At 73.2% G+C, this 16,850-nt stretch carries 16 protein-coding genes; 9 read left to right on the top strand and 7 right to left on the bottom strand.

Going from position 1 to position 16,850, the window contains the following annotated elements; translation table 11 throughout:
- Nucleotides 1–26: 26 nt before the first annotated feature.
- Nucleotides 27–1,568, bottom strand: a complete 1,542-nt coding sequence (locus tag ACZ7N4_RS31600) for a DUF4331 domain-containing protein (protein WP_471365069.1) — start codon at nucleotides 1,566–1,568, stop codon at nucleotides 27–29.
- A gap of 210 nt (nucleotides 1,569–1,778) precedes the next feature.
- Here ACZ7N4_RS31600 and ACZ7N4_RS31605 point away from each other — a divergent pair, with 210 nt between their 5' ends.
- The 3 genes from ACZ7N4_RS31605 (at nucleotide 1,779) to ACZ7N4_RS31615 (ending at nucleotide 3,556) form a co-directional block, all read left to right on the top strand.
- A complete protein-coding gene (locus ACZ7N4_RS31605) occupies nucleotides 1,779–2,321 on the top strand; it encodes a sigma-70 family RNA polymerase sigma factor (RefSeq protein ID WP_471365071.1) in 543 nt (180 codons plus the stop codon).
- On the top strand, nucleotides 2,318–3,160 hold the full coding sequence (locus ACZ7N4_RS31610; RefSeq protein ID WP_471365075.1) for an anti-sigma factor: 843 nt from the start codon (nucleotides 2,318–2,320) through the stop codon (nucleotides 3,158–3,160). Before ACZ7N4_RS31605 ends, ACZ7N4_RS31610 begins: the two co-directional genes overlap by 4 nt.
- Before the next feature lie 126 nt (nucleotides 3,161–3,286).
- Nucleotides 3,287–3,556 (top strand): hypothetical protein, encoded by a 270-nt coding sequence (locus ACZ7N4_RS31615; RefSeq protein WP_471365077.1) that lies wholly within the window; start codon nucleotides 3,287–3,289, stop codon nucleotides 3,554–3,556.
- 42 nt (nucleotides 3,557–3,598) lie between these two features.
- On the opposite strand, the gene ACZ7N4_RS31620 is transcribed toward ACZ7N4_RS31615, so the two are convergent.
- Genes ACZ7N4_RS31620 through ACZ7N4_RS31630 form a run of 3 tightly spaced genes read right to left on the bottom strand, consistent with a single transcriptional unit; the run spans nucleotide 3,599 to nucleotide 6,662 of the window.
- Nucleotides 3,599–4,795, bottom strand: coding sequence for a CaiB/BaiF CoA transferase family protein (locus ACZ7N4_RS31620; RefSeq protein WP_471365080.1), 1,197 nt, complete (start codon nucleotides 4,793–4,795; stop codon nucleotides 3,599–3,601).
- A gap of 47 nt (nucleotides 4,796–4,842) precedes the next feature.
- Nucleotides 4,843–5,592, bottom strand: coding sequence for an ABC transporter permease (locus tag ACZ7N4_RS31625; RefSeq protein ID WP_471365247.1), 750 nt, complete (start codon nucleotides 5,590–5,592; stop codon nucleotides 4,843–4,845).
- A 26-nt stretch (nucleotides 5,593–5,618) separates the two neighbouring features.
- On the bottom strand, nucleotides 5,619–6,662 hold the full coding sequence (locus tag ACZ7N4_RS31630; protein WP_471365083.1) for an ATP-binding cassette domain-containing protein: 1,044 nt from the start codon (nucleotides 6,660–6,662) through the stop codon (nucleotides 5,619–5,621).
- Between the two features lie 63 nt (nucleotides 6,663–6,725).
- Here ACZ7N4_RS31630 and ACZ7N4_RS31635 point away from each other — a divergent pair, with 63 nt between their 5' ends.
- Entirely contained in the window at nucleotides 6,726–7,436 is a 711-nt protein-coding gene (locus tag ACZ7N4_RS31635) for a TetR/AcrR family transcriptional regulator (protein WP_471365086.1), read from the top strand.
- 17 nt (nucleotides 7,437–7,453) lie between these two features.
- Nucleotides 7,454–7,990, top strand: coding sequence for a nucleotidyltransferase domain-containing protein (locus tag ACZ7N4_RS31640; protein WP_471365090.1), 537 nt, complete (start codon nucleotides 7,454–7,456; stop codon nucleotides 7,988–7,990).
- Here ACZ7N4_RS31640 and ACZ7N4_RS31645 read toward each other — a convergent pair.
- From ACZ7N4_RS31645 to hmgA, 3 genes are all read right to left on the bottom strand, one after another.
- The gene (locus tag ACZ7N4_RS31645; protein ID WP_471365093.1) at nucleotides 7,987–9,141 is read right to left on the bottom strand and encodes a type ISP restriction/modification enzyme; all 1,155 of its coding nucleotides are present in this window, start codon (nucleotides 9,139–9,141) and stop codon (nucleotides 7,987–7,989) included. The genes ACZ7N4_RS31640 and ACZ7N4_RS31645 overlap by 4 nt on opposite strands.
- A gap of 130 nt (nucleotides 9,142–9,271) precedes the next feature.
- Complete coding sequence (locus ACZ7N4_RS31650) at nucleotides 9,272–10,018, bottom strand: GntR family transcriptional regulator (RefSeq protein WP_471365096.1); 747 nt, start codon at nucleotides 10,016–10,018, stop codon at nucleotides 9,272–9,274.
- 46 nt (nucleotides 10,019–10,064) lie between these two features.
- Nucleotides 10,065–11,375 (bottom strand): homogentisate 1,2-dioxygenase, encoded by a 1,311-nt coding sequence (gene hmgA / locus ACZ7N4_RS31655; RefSeq protein WP_471365099.1) that lies wholly within the window; start codon nucleotides 11,373–11,375, stop codon nucleotides 10,065–10,067.
- Between the two features lie 150 nt (nucleotides 11,376–11,525).
- On the opposite strand from hmgA, the gene ACZ7N4_RS31660 reads away from it, so the two are divergent.
- The 4 genes from ACZ7N4_RS31660 to ACZ7N4_RS31675 all read left to right on the top strand — a co-directional run bounded on the left by ACZ7N4_RS31660 (nucleotide 11,526) and on the right by ACZ7N4_RS31675 (nucleotide 16,848).
- The gene (locus tag ACZ7N4_RS31660; protein WP_471365102.1) at nucleotides 11,526–12,290 is read left to right on the top strand and encodes a nuclear transport factor 2 family protein; all 765 of its coding nucleotides are present in this window, start codon (nucleotides 11,526–11,528) and stop codon (nucleotides 12,288–12,290) included.
- A gap of 81 nt (nucleotides 12,291–12,371) precedes the next feature.
- Entirely contained in the window at nucleotides 12,372–12,989 is a 618-nt protein-coding gene (locus ACZ7N4_RS31665) for a TetR/AcrR family transcriptional regulator (protein ID WP_471365107.1), read from the top strand.
- A 114-nt stretch (nucleotides 12,990–13,103) separates the two neighbouring features.
- Entirely contained in the window at nucleotides 13,104–15,335 is a 2,232-nt protein-coding gene (locus ACZ7N4_RS31670) for a molybdopterin oxidoreductase family protein (RefSeq protein WP_471365109.1), read from the top strand.
- A 124-nt stretch (nucleotides 15,336–15,459) separates the two neighbouring features.
- A complete protein-coding gene (locus ACZ7N4_RS31675; protein ID WP_471365112.1) occupies nucleotides 15,460–16,848 on the top strand; it encodes a CitMHS family transporter in 1,389 nt (462 codons plus the stop codon).
- Nucleotides 16,849–16,850: the final 2 nt, after the last annotated feature.

The following is a 16,850-nucleotide window of genomic DNA, read 5'->3' on the forward strand; positions in this document are numbered from 1 at the left end:
GGCCGCGCCGGTCTCGGTGGTCGGGGTCAGTACGCGCGCTGCATCCGCCGGCGCCACCAGGCGAAGCCGGTGCCGAGCAGCAGGATCCCGGCCGCGCCGGAGGCCGCCGACGCGGCGATCAGCACGGTGTCGCCGGAGCCGCCGGAAGAGGAACCGGCCGGCTGGAGGGCGTCCCCGAGCTGGCTGCGGACGTCCGTCCCCGCCGTCGTGCCCTTGGCGAGGGCACCGCGCGAACCGGCCGTGGGCTGGGCGACGTACGGGAAGTAGCTCTCGAACTTCCTGTCGTTCTTGTCGACCGCGTCCCCCAGGTCGTTCTTCGAGCCGACCAGTTCACCCTCCACGACCTGCAGCGCCGCGTCGATCACGTCGTCGCCGAGCCGGCGCCCGTTCGGGAAGCCCGCGTTGTCGCCGTCCAGCACGCCCAGCCGCTTCGGGTGCATGCTCGGCTTGACCGAGGTGTTCAGCCGCAGCTCCTCCGCGGGCTTCACGTGCGGCGGCTGGTTGAGGCCCTTGACGCCCTTGAGGAAGACGTCGACCAGGTCGTTGCGTGGCTCCGCGGGTGCCTTGATCTTGTAGATGGACTCGATGAGCTTCGGCAGCTCGGGGTTGGTGACGTTCTTCAGGAACTGGGCGTCGTACGCCGGCTGGGACGCGTTGAACCGGTCCTTGTCCTTCTGCGGGTTGACGACCTCGTTGACCAGCGGATTGCCGAGGCGCGAGACCTGGCTGTAGTAGCCCTGGGCGTTACGGCGCTGGGTGGTGGACCAGATGCCGACGACGGGCTGGTGGGCGGACTCGCGGATCATGTCGTTGGGGACCTGGAGGGCGATGGTGTTGACGTTGTAGCCCTTGAGGGTGTCCCGGCCCACCTCGGTGAGGTTCCCGCCGTACAGCAGGTCGAAGACGCGCAGGTCCGCGAAGAACGGGTCGTCCGCCTGCCCGGCGAAGGTCGCGGCGCCGCCCGCCGTCTTGTACACCGCCTGCGCCCGCAGCCTGCCGTAGTCCGGCATGGACGCCTTGCCGACGTTCGACGGCGCCACCGGCACGTCGTCGGCCAGCTTGGTCTTCGACATCTCGTGGCCGCCCCGGACCTTGACGAGGTCGATGTCGTAGGTCTGGGTGATGTTGAGGTCCGGGTCGTCCAGGCTGGTGACGGGACCGGTGTTGTAGAGGAACGTGTTCCCGTTCCGCGTGCGCGTCTTGAACGTGTAGCGGAAGACCAACTCGCCCTGTGCGTCGCCGTTGTTGTCGATGTGGAGGTCGTACTGGGCGTCGTCGGCGAACGTGTAGAAGTTCGGTCCGCCGGCCGGCTCCTCGAACGGGATCCAGTTCGCCACGATCGTCGTCGTGTCGGGCTTGTCCGGGCTGACGAACGCGTACAGGTCGGTGTTGTCGTACTGCGGGGTGCCCGAGATCAGCGGGGCCTCCCGGTGGGAGGAGGCGGAGGCCGCCCCGGGTGCCAGCGTGGCGACGCCGGCGGCCGCGAGCCCTCCGGCGGCCAGCGCGCCGCTGATGAGCGTGGCCAGGCCCTTGCGTCCCGTACCGCCCCTGGAGAAGAGAGGTGTCATGCCGTCCGTCCTCAGTGCCGACTTGCCTTTGACGGACGGGTATACGGAGCGGAACCGCCGATCGGTTTGGTCGGAGGGCGAAAAACTTTTTCCCGCTCCGGGACCCGCGTTTTCGGCCCGCTGATCCGTAAATCCTCGGGGAGGTGTGTCTCGGTGCGGATGGGCGGTGCGCGGGGAAGAGCCGGCTGCGGCCACGGAGAGGGGGCCCGCATGCAGGCGGACGAGCTGCTGGTGCTCGTGGCGGGCGGCGACCAGAGGGCGTTCGAGGAGTTGTACGGACTCGTGTCCGGGCCGGTGTACGGGCTCGTCCGGCGGGTGGTGCGCGACCCCGCCCAGTCCGAGGAGGTCGCCCAGGAGGTGCTGCTCGAAGTGTGGCGCTCCGCCGCCCGGTTCGACCCCGGCCGGGGCAGCGCCCTGTCCTGGGTCCTCACCCTCGCCCACCGCCGCGCCGTCGACCGGGTGCGCAGCGCCCGCGCGGCCGGGGAACGCGAGCAGCGCGAGGCCCTGCGCGCCGGGGAACCCGCGTTCGACCAGGTCGCCGAGGAGGTGGAGGCCGGCCTGGAGCGCGAGTGGGTGCGCCGCTGCCTGCACCGGCTCACGGCCCTGCAACGCCAGTCGGTGACCCTCGCCTACTACGACGGCTACACCTACCGTGAGGTGGCCGAGCGGCTGAAGCTGCCGCTCGGCACGGTCAAGACACGGATGCGCGACGGACTCACCCGGCTGCGCGAGTGCCTGGGAGGCGCCGCATGAGCATCCTCGGCAGGCTGCTGCGCCGCGAGGCCCCGCACTCCCTCGCCGCGCCCTACGCGCTCGACGCCCTCGAACCGGGCGAGCGGCGCCGCTTCGAGAAGCACCTGGCGGGCTGCGACCGCTGCGCGGCCGAGGTGCGCGACCTGGCCGAGGACGCGGTCCGGCTCGCCTGGTCCACGGCGGCCCCCGCCCCCGCGGCCCTGCGCGACCGGGTCCTGGCCGCCGTCCGCAGCACCCCGCAGGAGCCGGCGCGCGGCCACGCGGGCGGGCGGGACCGGGCGCCGGCCCGTGAGCGCACGCCCCAGCTGCCGCCGCACGTCTGGGGCACCCAGCCCCCGCCGGGCCGCACCCGTACGCCCCGGCGGCGCTCCCTGTTCGCCCCGCTCGCCACGGCCGCCGCCGCCGCGGCCCTCGTCGTCGCCTCCCTCTTCGCCGTCCAGGCCCAGCGCGCCGAGCACCGGCTCGACGCGGAGCAGGCCCGGGCACGTGAGATCGCCCACGTTCTGGCCGCTTCCGACGCCCGCACGGCGAGCAGCGAGGACGCGCGGGGCCGCAGTATCGGAGTGATCGCTTCCGCCTCCGAGCGGGAGGCCGTCGTCACCCTCAGCGGATACGGCACCCCGCCCGGCGGACGCGTCCACCAGCTCTGGCTCATGCGCCCCCGGGAACAACCGCGCTCCCTCGGCCTCCTGGCGGGCGACACGCCCTTGGTCACGAAGGGCCTCGACCCCTCCTCGGTGTCACTCGCCGTAACCGTCGAACCTGACGGAGGGTCAGCGCAGCCCACTGGTCAGCCGATTGTCCAACTCACCCTGAAATCGGTCGGATTCGGAGAGTAGTCAAAGAGGGGTGGTCAACCCCCTTACAGGGAAGGTGAATCCTGTGGCCGAGATACACGCGTGCCCCACCGGGGCGATAGGGTTACCCTGCCCGGGCCGGGTGGACTCGTACGGGTGGGGAGTGACATGGAACAGATAACAGTGCGCAGCAGGGCCAGGGTCCCTGCGATCACCTGCGGGAGCAGCGCGACCAGTTCGCGCCTCGACCGCCATCTGTCGGTGCTGGCGGGTCCCGCCATACCGCAGCGGGAGACGGTCGAGGCGACCTCGCTGATGCGCGAACTCACGGCGCGTGACACCACGCGCCGACGCAGTGACCGGGGTGTGCGGGTGAGCCGCGTCTCCCTCTTCGCGCCGCTGCGCCGACTGCGCCGTTCGCTGTTCGGCGGTCACTGACCGCGTCGCAGGGCCCCTGACCCCGAGCAGGGGTGCCCGCGCTCAGGCCGCCACACCGTCCCGGCGCAGCGCTGCGATCTCGTCGTCCGTCATCCCCACGGCACGCAGCAGCGCTCCGGTGTGCTGTCCGAGTGCGGGCACGTCTCCCATCCGTGCCTCGCCCCCGCCCGGCAGCGTGATGGGAGGCAGCAGCGCCTTCAGCGGTCCGACCGGCGAACCCACCTGACGCCACCGCTCCCGGGCCGCGAGCTGCGGGTGCCCCGCCAGTTCGTGCAGGTCCCGCAGCCGGGCGCAGGCGATGCCCGCCTTCTCCAGCCGCCCCAGCGCCTCCTCGGCGTCCAGCACCGCCAGCGCGCCCGCGACCAGGGCATCGGTCGACTCCCGGTGCGCCACCCGCGCGGCGTTCGTCGCGTACGCGGGGTCCGTGCCCAGCTCCGGGCGGCCTATGACCTGCTCGGCCAGCCGCCGCCACTCCCGGTCGTTCTGCACCGACAGCAGCACCCGCCCGCCGTCCGCCGTCGGATAGGCGTCGTACGGCGCGATCACGGCGTGCGCGAGTCCCGTGCGCGCCGGCGGCTCACCCCCGTGCATCGCGTGGTGCAGCGGATGGCCCATCCACTCGGCGAGCGCCTCCAGCATCGACACCTCCACCGGGCCGCCCCGCCCGGTCGTCCCGCGCCGCACGAGCGCCGCCAGCACACCGGAGAAGGCGTACATGGCCGCCGCGATGTCCGCGGCCGGGATGCCCGCCTTCACCGGCTGCTCCGGCGTCCCGGTCACCGACACCAGCCCCGCCTCGCACTGCACGAGCATGTCGTACGCCCGCTTGTCCGCGTACGGCCCCGAGCCGCCGTAGCCCGAGATGTCCACGGCGACCAGCCGCGGGTGCGCGGCGCACAGCGTGGCCGCGTCCAGGCCGAGCCGGGCCGCCGCGCCGTGCGCGAGGTTCTGCACGAACACGTCGGCGTCCGCGACCAGCCGCCGTACGACGTCCAGGCCGCGCGGGTCCTTCAGGTCCAGCGCGATGGATTCCTTGCCGCGGTTGCACCACACGAAGTGCGAGGCGAGACCGCGGGCCGCGGTGTCGTAGCCGCGCGCGAAGTCGCCGCCGTCGACCCGTTCCACCTTGACGACCCTGGCGCCGAGGTCGGCGAGCTGCCGGGTGGCGAAGGGTGCGGACACGGCCTGCTCGACGGCGACGACGGTGATGCCCTCCAGGGGCAGGGGGAGATGATCCATGGGGTGGATGATCTCCCCCGGCCGGCGGCTTTGTCAGCAGTGCGGGTTCACTCGGTCCGCGTGTACCGGCTCACCGCGAGCGGCAGGAACACCGCGGTGAGCAGCAGGCACCAGACCAGCGACCCGGCCACGGGGTGGGCCACCGGCCAGGCGGCGCCCTCCGGGACCGGCGCGTTGCCGAAGAGGTCGCGCAGGGCCGTGGTCACCGCGCTGATCGGGTTCCACTCGGCGAGCGTACGCAGCCAGCCCGGCAGGTTGTCCGTCGGGATGTAGGCGTCGGACAGCAGCGGCAGCACGAAGGAGGAGGCGCCGAGCTGCCCGGCGGCCTCCTCGCTGCGGCTGAGCAGCCCGAGGAGGATCCCGGCGCAGGTGCAGGCGAACCGGAAGAACAGCAACAGCCCCACGGCACCGGCCGCCCCGGCCGCCGACCCCTCGATCCGCCAGCCCACCGCGAGGCCGGTCAGCAGCAGCGGCACCGTCCCGACCGCCGTGACCACGAGGTCCGCGACGGCCTGCCCGAGCGGTACGGCGGCCCGGCTCACCGGCATCGTGCGGAACCGGTCCGCCACGCCCCGGTGGGTGTCCTGGGCCGCCTGGAACATGCCGGTCATCAGCCCGCCGGCGGCCGTCGCGACGAGCAGCCCGGGCACCAGGAAGGAGCGGTACTCACGGCCGGGCACGGCCAGGGCGCTGCCGAACACGTATCCGAAGAACAGCAGCATGTTGACCGGCATGATCTGGGTCAGGACCGCCAGCCCCGGGTTGTTGCGGACCCGGCGAAGCTGCCGGCCCGTCATCGCCAGCCCGTCGTACGCGGAAGCCCTCACGCGGCACGCTCCTTGCCGTCGGTGAAGGCGTTGTCGCCGGAGCGGCCGGGGGAGTGGGTGCCGGAGTCGTCGGCGAAGGGGCCGCCGGGGCCGTCGGCGGGCTCGTCGGCGGACTCCCCGGTGAGCCGCAGGAAGACGTCGTCGAGGGTGGGCGGCCGGATGCCCGCGTCCAGCAACGGCACGCCGGCCGCGTCCAGTTCGCGCACCAGCCGGGGCAGGGTCAGCGTCGGGTCGGTGGTGACCGCGCCGACCGTGTTCCGGTCCCGGTCGAACACGGGCTCCCGGCCGGTCAGCCGGTCGAGCACGGCCGCCGCCCGGGCGAGCGCGCCGGCGTCCGCGACCACCGCCTCCGCGTACGACCCGATGACCGCCTTGAGCGCGGCCGGCGAGCCGGTGTGGGCGACCCTGCCCCGGTCCATGAGGGCGATGTCGTCGGCGAGTTGATCGGCCTCCTCCAGGTACTGCGTGGTCAGCAGCACGGTCGTACCGTCCGCCTTCAGCTCGCGCACGGCCTGCCAGACGCGGGCACGGCTGGCCGGGTCGAGTCCGGTGGTCGGCTCGTCCAGGAACAGCACGTCCGGACGGCGGACCAGGCTCGCGGCGAGGTCGAGGCGGCGCCGCATGCCGCCGGAGTACGCGGACGCCCTCCGGTCCGCCGCCTCGGTCAGGCCGAAGCGCTCCAGCAGTTCGCCGGCCCGGTCGGCCGGCCCGCGCACCCGGTGCAGCCGGGCGAACAGCCGCAGGTTCTCCCGGCCGGTGAGGTCCCCGTCCACCGAGGCGTACTGCCCGGTGACCCCGATCCGGCGCCGCACCGCCGCCGCCTCCCGCACGAGATCGTGTCCGGCGATCCGGGCCGAACCCCCGTCCGGGCGCAGCAGCGTCGTCAGCAGGCGCACCGCCGTCGTCTTCCCCGCCCCGTTCGGGCCCAGCAGTCCGCAGACCGTGCCCTCGGCGACGGCCAGGTCCAGCCCGCGCAGGGCGCGCACCGCGCCGAAGCGCTTCTCCAGACCTTCACTAAGTACAGCGTACGTAGTAACCATGCCGGGACCATACCGCACTACGTACGCCGTACGTAACTAGGATGGTGCCGAGGTGATCGAACGATGGCAGTCCGAGGGGCCGTCCCCGGGGTGATCTGGGCGCGCCCCGAGCGCACCGGCCGGGGTCCGAGGCCGGCGTACACGCGCGACGACATCGCCGCCGCCGCCGTCCGGATCGCCGACGCCGAGGGGCTCGACGCGGTGTCGATGCGGCGCGTCGCCGCCGAACTGGGCTGCGGCACCATGTCGCTGTACAACTACGTCCCCCGCAAGGAGGACCTGTACGAGCTGATGGTGGACGCGGCCGGCGGGGAGCACGCTCCCTGGGAGCCGAGCGGGGACTGGCGGGCCGACATGCGCCGCGTGGCCCGGCAGACCCGTGAACTGATGCGCCGGCACCCGTGGCTGCCCCGCCTGATGTCCCCCGTCTACGGCTTCAGCCCGAACGCCCTGCGCTACCTGGAGCACTGCCTGGCCTGCCTGGACCCGCTGGAGGAGCGGTACGGCACCAAGCTGGAGCTGATCGCGATGCTCAACGGCATGGTCACGACCTACGTCCGCAACGAACTCGACACCGCCGAGCGGGTCCGTGCCCTGCCGTGGTCGGAGGACGAGGAGAACGCGGCCCGCATCGCCTACCTGGGCAGCCGGATCGCCACCGGGGCGTATCCGCGCATGGCGGCGGCGTTCACGGAGGACGCCGGGCCGATCGACCTGGAAGCGGTGTTCGAACGAGTGGTGGAACGGGTCATCGACGCGTTCGCGCCGCGCTAGCGGAGACGCGGGTCGAAGTGGACCGGGAACGGGCGCGGCGTCAGCTCGGCCTGATCGCGGAGGTGCTGGAGGCGGCCCGCGGCGACGGCGTCCCGCTCTGGCTGCGGGGTGGCTGGGCGATGGACTTCTTCCTCGGGGAGGTCACCCGGGACCACGGGGACATCGACTGGTTCGCCTGGGCGAAGGACGCGGAGTCCCTCGCCGGGACGCTGGCCCGGCTCGGTCACACACCGGTCCCCGGGCCGCCCGCCGGACTCCAGCTCGACTTCGTGAAGGACGGCCTGGAGAGCAGCTTCACCCTGGTCGGCAGGGACGCGGCGGGCCGGGTGACCGTGGCCGGCGGTCCCTGGGCCGGCACCCCCTGGCCGGACGGACTGCTCGGCGACGAGCCCGGCCGCATCGGTGCGCTCCAGGCGCCGATCGTCGACCCGCGTGTACAGATCGAGATCAAGCGCATGATGCCCGTCTGGGACCCCTCCCGGCCCCGCCGGCCGAAGGACGCGCAGGACATCGCCCGGCTGGAGGCCGCCCTGGGCGGCCGGGCCGGCGGTTAGAGCAGCGCGAACTGCCCGTCCGGGCCCTCCTCGTGGTGGTCGAGGACCGAGGCGGGGCGGCGGGCGGGAGCGGGTACCGGCAGGACGCCCGCCCGGCGCAGTTCCGCCCCCGTGACCGGTGACGTCACCTGCAACCCGGCCCGCAGCGGCCGCACTTCGGCCAGCAGGGCGAGGACCGTGACCAGCTCCAGCAGTTCCGACGTCCACGCCTGCGGCCAGCTCGCCGGACGGATCGCGGCGAGCGTACCCGGCTCGGCGGGTGCGGTGCGGGCCGTGAACCAGGCCTCCAGGACCCGGACCCCGGCCACCTCGTGGTCCCAGGCCTCGGGCGGGACGGGGGAGATGCGGCCCTCGTCCAGGTGCAGGGTCTCCTCGTCGCGGTCGTAGTACAGGCCGAGCGGCCGGGCCGGCAGGGGCGCGCGGACGTAGGGGCGGCGCCCGCCCGGCAGCCTGGGGCGCTCGCCGTCGCGCCGCAGCAGCCACAGTGTCCGGCGGCCCACGTCCACACCGGCCGCCCACACCTCGGGGTCCTCGGTGAGCGGGACGGTGAGGTCGGGGCGGACCGCCGCGAGGATCCAGGCCAGCACGTCCGGCGCGGAGGGGCGGGCGCCCAGCCGGGCCGACAGGTGGTCCAGCAGGCCGGGGGCCAGGTTGGGTTCCCTGCCGCCGGGGCGGCGGTACAGCGGGCGGACCCGGCCGGTGCGCAGGACCGGCAGGTGCGAGGTCGCCAGCAGCGGGGTGTCCGGGTCGCCCGTCTCGACGGCGAACACCTGCCGCCCGTCCGCGACCCGCCACAGCTCCGGGCGGGCCGTGTCGAGCAGCCGGTGGTCCGGGATCAGCCACTGCTCGTCGAAGGGGGCGGCCAGGACCCGCACCGGCTCCGCGCAGGGCCCCTCCGCGCGCGCGAGCCGCTCCGTGCCCGTGGACTGCCCGGGCAGCTGGCCCACCGCCGTCTGGAGCGTACGGGCGCGGCTCGGCTCGAACAGGGCTTCGCGGTCCGGGCCCTCTGCCTTCAGCAGGGCGTCCCAGCGAGCCCTCAGCGAGACCGGATCGGGCGCCGTCGGCCAGGCACGGCCCGGCCGCGGCGGTGCGACGGACCACGGCATGAGGTCCGCCAGCAGCGGAGCGTCGTCGTGCGTCACGCTGGGCATGGTACGGCAGTCCGGCAGCCCCCGAAGGGGCGCCGGCCGCACCCGACATGGGGCTCCGCCGCGCCTTCACGGCCGGGCCGCGACGGCCCCGCGGACGACCGGCGCCCGTACCGGGGAACCGGTGCGGCGCCTACGCGTCCAGCGTCACGGTGAACGAGAACCTGTCCCCCCGGTAGTGGATGACGGCCACGTCCAGCACCCGCCCCTCGCTGTCGTACGTCACTCCGGTGTAGTGCAGGATCGGGCTGAGCAGCGGCACCTGGAGCAGGCGGGCGGTCTCCGGGTCGGCGAGCCGGGCCTCCACGGTGTCCGTGATCCGGCTGATGTCCGCCTTCACCACGTCGCGCAGCACCTTGGTCATCGGCCAGCGGACCAGGTCGTCCACGTCGACGCGCTCGGCCAGTTCGGGACGGATGTGGTTGACGGCGTGGTTGGTCGGCTCGCCCGTCTTCTCGTCGCGGCGCAGACGGTGGTACGACGCCACCTCCGCGCAGTCCGGGAAGTACTCGGCGAGTCCGGCCGGCACCGGCACCGGCCCGTGGCCGAGCAGTTCGGTCGTCATCCCGGACTGCTGGGCCACGATGGCGTCCACCGAGCCCAGCAGCCGGACCGGGGCCCCGCGCCGGACGCCCGGCTCGATGAACGTGCCGCGCCGCCGGTGCCGGCTGATCAGGCCCTCGTCCTCCAGCTCCTTCAGTGCCTGCCGCATGGTCAGCACGCTCACGCCGTAGTGCTCCGCCAGCCGCTCCTCGGTGGGCAGCCGCAGCGGGTCCTCGGGTGAGCGGCCCAGTATCGAGGCGCGCAGCGACTGCGACACCTGGTACCACAGCGGCAGCTTGCGGTTCAGGACGATCGAATCCGGAGCGAAGGAGGTCACGCGGCTATCCGTACCTGGCGGAGAACGTTCGGCGCAACGGCGGCGGTCACCCCCGGAAGTGCCGTTCCAGTCCCTGCCACACGTCGTCGTAGCGCCGCTGGAGGTGTTCGGCGCCCGCCGCGTGCGGGGTGAGGGTGACCGGCCAGCGGGTCTCGAACATGAACGCCAGCCCGTCGTCGATCTTCTGCGGCCGCAGCTCGGCCGCGCTCGCCCGGTCGAAGGTCTCCCGGTCCGGGCCGTGCGCCGACATCATGTTGTGCAGGGAGCCGCCGCCCGGCACGAAGCCCTCCGCCTTGGCGTCGTACGCGCCCTCCACCAGGCCCATGTACTCGCTCATCACGTTCCGGTGGAAGTACGGCGGCCGGAAGGTGTCCTCGCCCACCAGCCAGCGCGGCGCGAAGACCACGAAGTCCACTCCGGCCAGCCCCGGGGTGTCCGAGGGGGAGGTCAGGACCGTGAAGATGGACGGGTCGGGGTGGTCGTAGGAGATGGTGCCGATCACATTGAACCGGCGCAGGTCATAGGCGTACGGCACATGGTTGCCGTGCCAGGCGACCACATCGAGCGGGCTGTGGTCGTAGGTGGCCGTCCAGAGGTTGCCGCAGAACTTGTTCACCACCTCCACCGGGCCCTCGACGTCCTCGTACGCCGCGACGGGCGCACGGAAGTCCCGGGGGTTGGCGAGCCCGTTGGCGCCGATCGGCCCGAGATCGGGGAGCTGGAACGGCGCCCCGTAGTTCTCGCACACATAGCCTCGGGCCGACTCGTCGAGCAGCTCCACACGGAAGCGCACCCCGCGCGGGATCAGCGCGACATGGGAAGGCTCCACATGCAGGCGTCCGAACTCGGTGTGCAGCAGCAGCCCGCCCCGCTCGGGCACGATCAGCAGCTCACCGTCGGCGTCGGAGAAGACGCGCTCCATCGAGGCGTTGGCGTGGTAGAGGTGCACGGCCATGCCGGAGCGCTGGGTCGCGTCGCCGTTGCCGCCCAGTGTCCACAGGCCCGCGAGGAAGTCGGTGCCGGCCGGGGGCTGCGGCAGCGGGTTCCAGCGCAGCCGGTTGGGGTCGGGCACCGTCTCGGTGAAGGGGGCCGTGCGGATCGCGCCGTTGCCGGTGCGGGTGAACGCGGGGTGCGCGGCCGAGGGGCGGATGCGGTACAGCCAGGAGCGCCGGTTGTGCGCCCGCGGCTCGGTGAAGGCCGTTCCGCTCAGCTGCTCGGCGTACAGGCCGAGCGGCGCGCGCTGCGGCGAGTTGCGGCCCTCGGGCAGGGCGCCCGGCACCGCCTCCGAGGCGTGTTCGTTGCCGAACCCGGTCAGATACGACAGCCCCTCGGCGGTCTTCCGTGCGTCCCCGCTCATCATCGCTCCTCGTGGTCCCGATTCCTATGCAACACCGTAGGAATGAGTGGGGGTCCGCGCAAGAGGGCCGGGGTCCTCCCCCGGAGGTAGGGGCGGAACCAGACCTGAGGGGGATCCGGGTCGCCCGGCCGCTGTTCTACGCTCCCGCTCATGTCATGGACGAAGGGCAAGCGCGGGCCGCTCGCCGCACTCGCGGTGTGCGTCCTGCTGCCGCTCGGAGCGGTGGCCTGCACCGCCGGTGAGGCGCACGGGGGCGTGGTCTCGCCCTCGCCGGTGGGCAAGGTGCTGGACGAGACCGACACCACCGGCCGGAACCTGCGGGAGGTGCCCCGGAAGAACGCCCCCGAGGTCGCCGTCGAGGTCACCGAGGACCCGGCCGGCGGCTGGGACGTCCGGCTGGCCTTCCGGCACTTCGCCCTCTCCGCGCCCGGCGCGCGGCCGGTGGCGGTCACCGGCCGCGGCTTCGTCCGCCTCTTCGTGGACGGCCACCGGGACGCCCGGCTGCAGGGCCCCACGCACCACCTGGACGCGGGCTCCGTCCCGCACGGCACCCACCAGATCACCGCGCGCCTGTACGCCGACGACGGCACGGTGTGGGCGGTCCGCGGCAAGCCGGTCGAGAGCGGCGCCGCCATAACGGTGTCGGACGCGGAGACGGACACGGCCGGCGCGGACACGGCCGGCGCGGCTGCGGGCGGCGGGGGCACGGCGGTCCCGGACGCGGCCGGTACCGGCACGGCGGTCAGGGGTGCGGCCGGCAGAGGAACGACCGGCAGGGACAGCGCCGCTACCGGCACGGCCGGCACGGACAAGGGCCGCGCGGGCACTGCCGGCACGACCGGCTCGGACGCGGCGGAGGCGCCCGCCGGGGTCACGCCGCCCGCCGAGGCCGCGCCGTCCGCCGGCGACGGATGAGCCCGGCCCGCCGATGAGTGCACCGGCCACCCGTCTTCGTACTGTGGGGGGAGGTTCACCGGATCCCGGCGGAAAGGCATCATGAAGCCCGTGCCCCACGCGACATCGCTCCGCCGTGCGCCCGTCCAGCGGCGCAGCGCCGAACGGCTGACCAGAATCCTGGACGCCTGCGCCGAACTCCTCGACGAGGTCGGCTACGACGACCTGAGCACCCGCGCGGTCGCCGAGCGCGCCGGAGTGCCCATCGGCTCGGTCTACCGCTTCTTCGGCAACAAACGGCAGATGGCCGACGCCCTCGCCCAGCGCAACCTGGAGCGGTACGTCGAGCGCGTCACCGAGCGGCTGAAGGGGGCCCGCGAGGGCGACTGGCGGGCCGCGATGGACGCCGTCCTGGACGAGTACCTCGGCATGAAGCGCACGGCGTCCGGCTTCTCGCTGGTCGACTTCGGCAACCAGATCCCGGTCGGCGTCCGGCAGGCCGAGCCCAACACCCGGGTCGCCGACCGGCTCATCCAGCTGCTCTCCGGCTACCTCGGCCGCAGCCCCGACGAGGAGCTGCGCCGCGTCTTCCTGGTCGCCGTGGAGACCGCGGACACCCTGGTACAGCTCGCCTTCCGGGTCGACCCCCAGGGGGACGAGGCGGTCGTCCGGGAGACACGGGAGCTGCTGCGGGCGTATCTGGGGCGCGTCCTCGACTGAGCAGGCGGCGGCACGGATCCCGTGAAGAAGCATCCGGAAAAGGGGCTCCCCTCCATGCCTACCGGTCGGTATGCTCGCTCGGACTCGCCTGCGCCGACCCTTACGGGAGGACCCGTGTCCCGCACCGCCCTGCGAATCTGCCCCCTGTGCGAGGCCACCTGCGGGCTGACCCTGACCGTCGAGGGCACCCGCGTCACCGGCGCCCGCGGTGACCGGGACGACGTCTTCAGCAAGGGCTTCATCTGCCCCAAGGGCGCCGCCTTCGGGGCCGTCGACGGCGACCCCGACCGGCTGCGCACCCCGCTCGTCCGCAGGGACGGCATCCTGCGCGAGGCCACCTGGGAGGAGGCCTTCGACGCGGTGGCCGCCGGTCTGCGCCCGGTCGTGGAGCGGTACGGCCCCGACGCCGTCGGCGTGGTCCTCGGCAACCCCAACGTGCACACCGTGGCCGGCGGCCTCTACCCGCCGGTCCTGGTCGGCGCCCTGCGCACCCGCAGCCTGTTCACCGCCTCCACGGTCGACCAGATGCCCAAGCACGTCTCCAGCGGACTGCTGTTCGGGGATGCCAACGCCATCCCGGTGCCCGACCTCGACCACACCGACCACCTGCTGCTCATCGGCGCCAACCCCCTGGAGTCCAACGGCAGTCTGTGCACCGCCCCCGACTTCCCCGGCAGGCTCAAGGCGCTCAAGGCCCGCGGCGGCCGGCTCACCGTCGTGGACCCGCGCCGTACCCGCACCGCGAAGCTCGCCGACCGCCACCTGGCGATACGCCCCGGCACCGACGCCCTGCTGCTGGCCGCGACGGCGCACACCCTGTTCGCCGAGGACCTGGTCGCTCTCGGGCACCTCGCCCCGCACGTCCAGGGGCTCGGCGAACTCCGGGACGCACTCGCCGACTTCACGCCCGAAGCGGTGGCCCCCGCCTGCGACCTGGACGCCGGTGTCATCCGTGCCCTGGCCCGGGAGCTCGCCGCGGCCGACACCGCCGCCGTCTACGCCCGCATCGGCAGCTGCACCGTCCCGCACGGCACCCTGGCGAGCTGGCTGGTCGACGTCCTCAACATCCTCACCGGCAACCTCGACCGCCCCGGCGGCGCCCTCTTCCCGCTGGCCGCCACCGCCCGGACACCCCGCCCGGCGGGCCCCGGCCGCGGCTTCCGGCTCGGCCGCTGGCACTCCCGGGTGAGCGGGCACCCGGAGGCGAAGGGCGAGCTGCCGCTCTCCGCGCTCGCCGAGGAGATCGACACCGCGACCGGCGAGGGCACCCCGGTCCGCGCGCTGATCGCCGTCGCCGCCAACCCCGTGCTCTCCGCGCCCGACGGCGACCGGCTCGACAAGGCCCTCGCGTCCCTGGACTTCATGGTCAGCGTCGACCCGTACCTGAACGAGACCTCGCGCCACGCCCACGTCGTGCTGCCCCCGCCCCCGCCCTCCCAGAGCCCGCACCACGACTTCGCCTTCAACACCCTCGCCGTGCGCAACCAGGTCCGCTACACCCGCCCCGCCGTCCCGCTGGAGCCCGGCCGCATGGCGGAGACCGAGATCCTCGCCCGGCTGGTCCTGGCCGCCACGGGCATGCGGGGTGCCGACCCGTCGGCCGTCGACGCGATGGTCGTCGAGGAGACCCTCGCCAAGGCCGTCCAGGACGCGCACGGTCCGGTGCACGGCCGCGACCCGCGCGAGCTCGCCGCCCTGCTCACCGGCGACAACGGCCCCGAGCGGCGGCTCGACCTGATGCTCCGCCTCGGCCCGTACGGCGACGGCTTCGGCGCCCGCCCCGACGGGCTCACCCTGGAGAAGCTGCTCGCCCATCCGCACGGCATCGACCTCGGCCCGCTGCGCCCGCGGCTGCCGCAGCCGCTGAAGACCCGCAGCGGCAAGATCGAGCTGCTGCCCGAGCCGATCGCCGGCGACCTGCCCCGGCTGCGCCGGGCGCTGGACGAGCGGCCGGAGGGACTCGTCCTCGTCGGCCGCCGCCATCTGCGCTCCAACAACAGCTGGATGCACAACGTGCCCGCCCTCACCGGCGGCAGCAACCGCTGCACCCTGCACATCCACCCCGATGACGCCGCCCGGCTCGGCGTCCGGGACGGCGCGGACGTCCGCGTGAAGGGCGCCGGGGGAGCGGTGGTGGCCCCCGCCGAGGTCACCGACGGCGTCCGGCCCGGTGTGGTGAGCCTTCCGCACGGCTGGGGCCACGACCGGCCCGGCACCCGGCTGAACCACGCCTCCGCCGCCCCCGGCGTCAACGTCAACCAGCTGCTCGACGGCAGCCTGCTGGACCCCCTGTCGGGCAACGCGGTGCTCAACGGCGTACCCGTCGACGTCGTCGCACTGCTGTGACCTGGACTTTCGCGCGTATTGCTCGCACGTCAACGTCTTGTTAACGCCGTTTGAACGGACCTAACGTCATCGCACCGCCGACCCCCAGGTGGGATGTTCAAGGGCGAACGTTAGGTATCCACTCATGCTGACCATCCTCGGCTTCGCCATGATCGCGACCTTCCTGGTCCTGATCATGCTGAAGAAGATGTCGCCGATCGCGGCGCTCGTGCTCATACCCGCGCTCTTCTGCGTGTTCGTGGGCAAGGGCGTCAAGCTCGGTGACTACGTCATCGACGGCATCACCGGCCTCGCCCCCACCGCGGCGATGCTCATGTTCGCGATCGTCTACTTCGGTGTGATGATCGACGTCGGCCTCTTCGACCCCGTCGTGCGGGGCATCCTGAAGTTCTGCAAGGCCGACCCGCTGCGGATCGTGATCGGTACGGCCGTCCTCGCCGCGATCGTCTCCCTGGACGGCGACGGCTCCACCACCTTCATGATCACCGTCTCGGCGATGTACCCGCTGTACAAGCGCCTGAAGATGTCCCTGGTCGTGATGACCGGTGTCGCCGCCATGGCCAACGGCGTGATGAACACGCTGCCTTGGGGCGGCCCCACCGCCCGCGCCGCCACCGCGCTGAAGCTCGACGCCGGTGACATCTTCGTGCCGATGATCCCGGCCCTCGCCATGGGCCTGCTGTTCGTCTTCGCCCTCGCCTACGTCCTCGGCCGCCGCGAGCGGAGGCGGCTCGGTGTGCTCACGCTGGACGAGGTGCTGGTGGAGGAGACCGAGACGGTGCTGGTCGGCGCCGGAGCCGGCGAGGACGCGAAGAAGGCGGGCGGTTCCGGCGCGGGCGCGGACCTGCCCGACGAACCCGAGGACAAGAGCCTGCAGGTCCTCGACCCGGACCGCGCCACCCTGCGCCCCGGCCTGTACTGGTTCAACGCGCTGCTCACCGTCGCCCTGCTCACCGCCATGATCATGGAGTGGCTGCCGATCCCGGTGCTGTTCCTGCTGGGCGCGGCCCTCGCCCTGACCGTCAACTTCCCGCACATGCCGGACCAGAAGGCCCGGATCGCCGCCCACGCGGAGAACGTCCTCAACGTCTCCGGCATGGTCTTCGCCGCCGCCGTCTTCACCGGCGTGCTGCAGGGCACCGGGATGGTCGACCACATGGCGAAGTGGCTGGTGGACAACATCCCCGACGGCATGGGCCCGCACATGGCCTTCGTCACCGGCGTGCTGAGCATCCCGCTCACGTACTTCATGTCCAACGACGGCTTCTACTTCGGCGTCCTGCCGGTGCTCGCCGAGGCCGGCCAGGCGCACGGCGTCTCCGCGGTGGAGATCGCCCGCGCCTCGATCGTCGGCCAGCCCCTGCACATGTCCAGCCCGCTCGTCCCCGCCGTGTACGTCCTGGTCGGCATGGCCAAGGTCGAGTTCGGCGACCACACCCGGTTCGTGGTCAAGTGGGCCGCGCTCACCTCCCTGGTGGTGCTGGGCGCGGGAATCCTGTTCGGCATCATCTGACC

The organism is Streptomyces sp. NPDC107654, assembly GCF_055639035.1.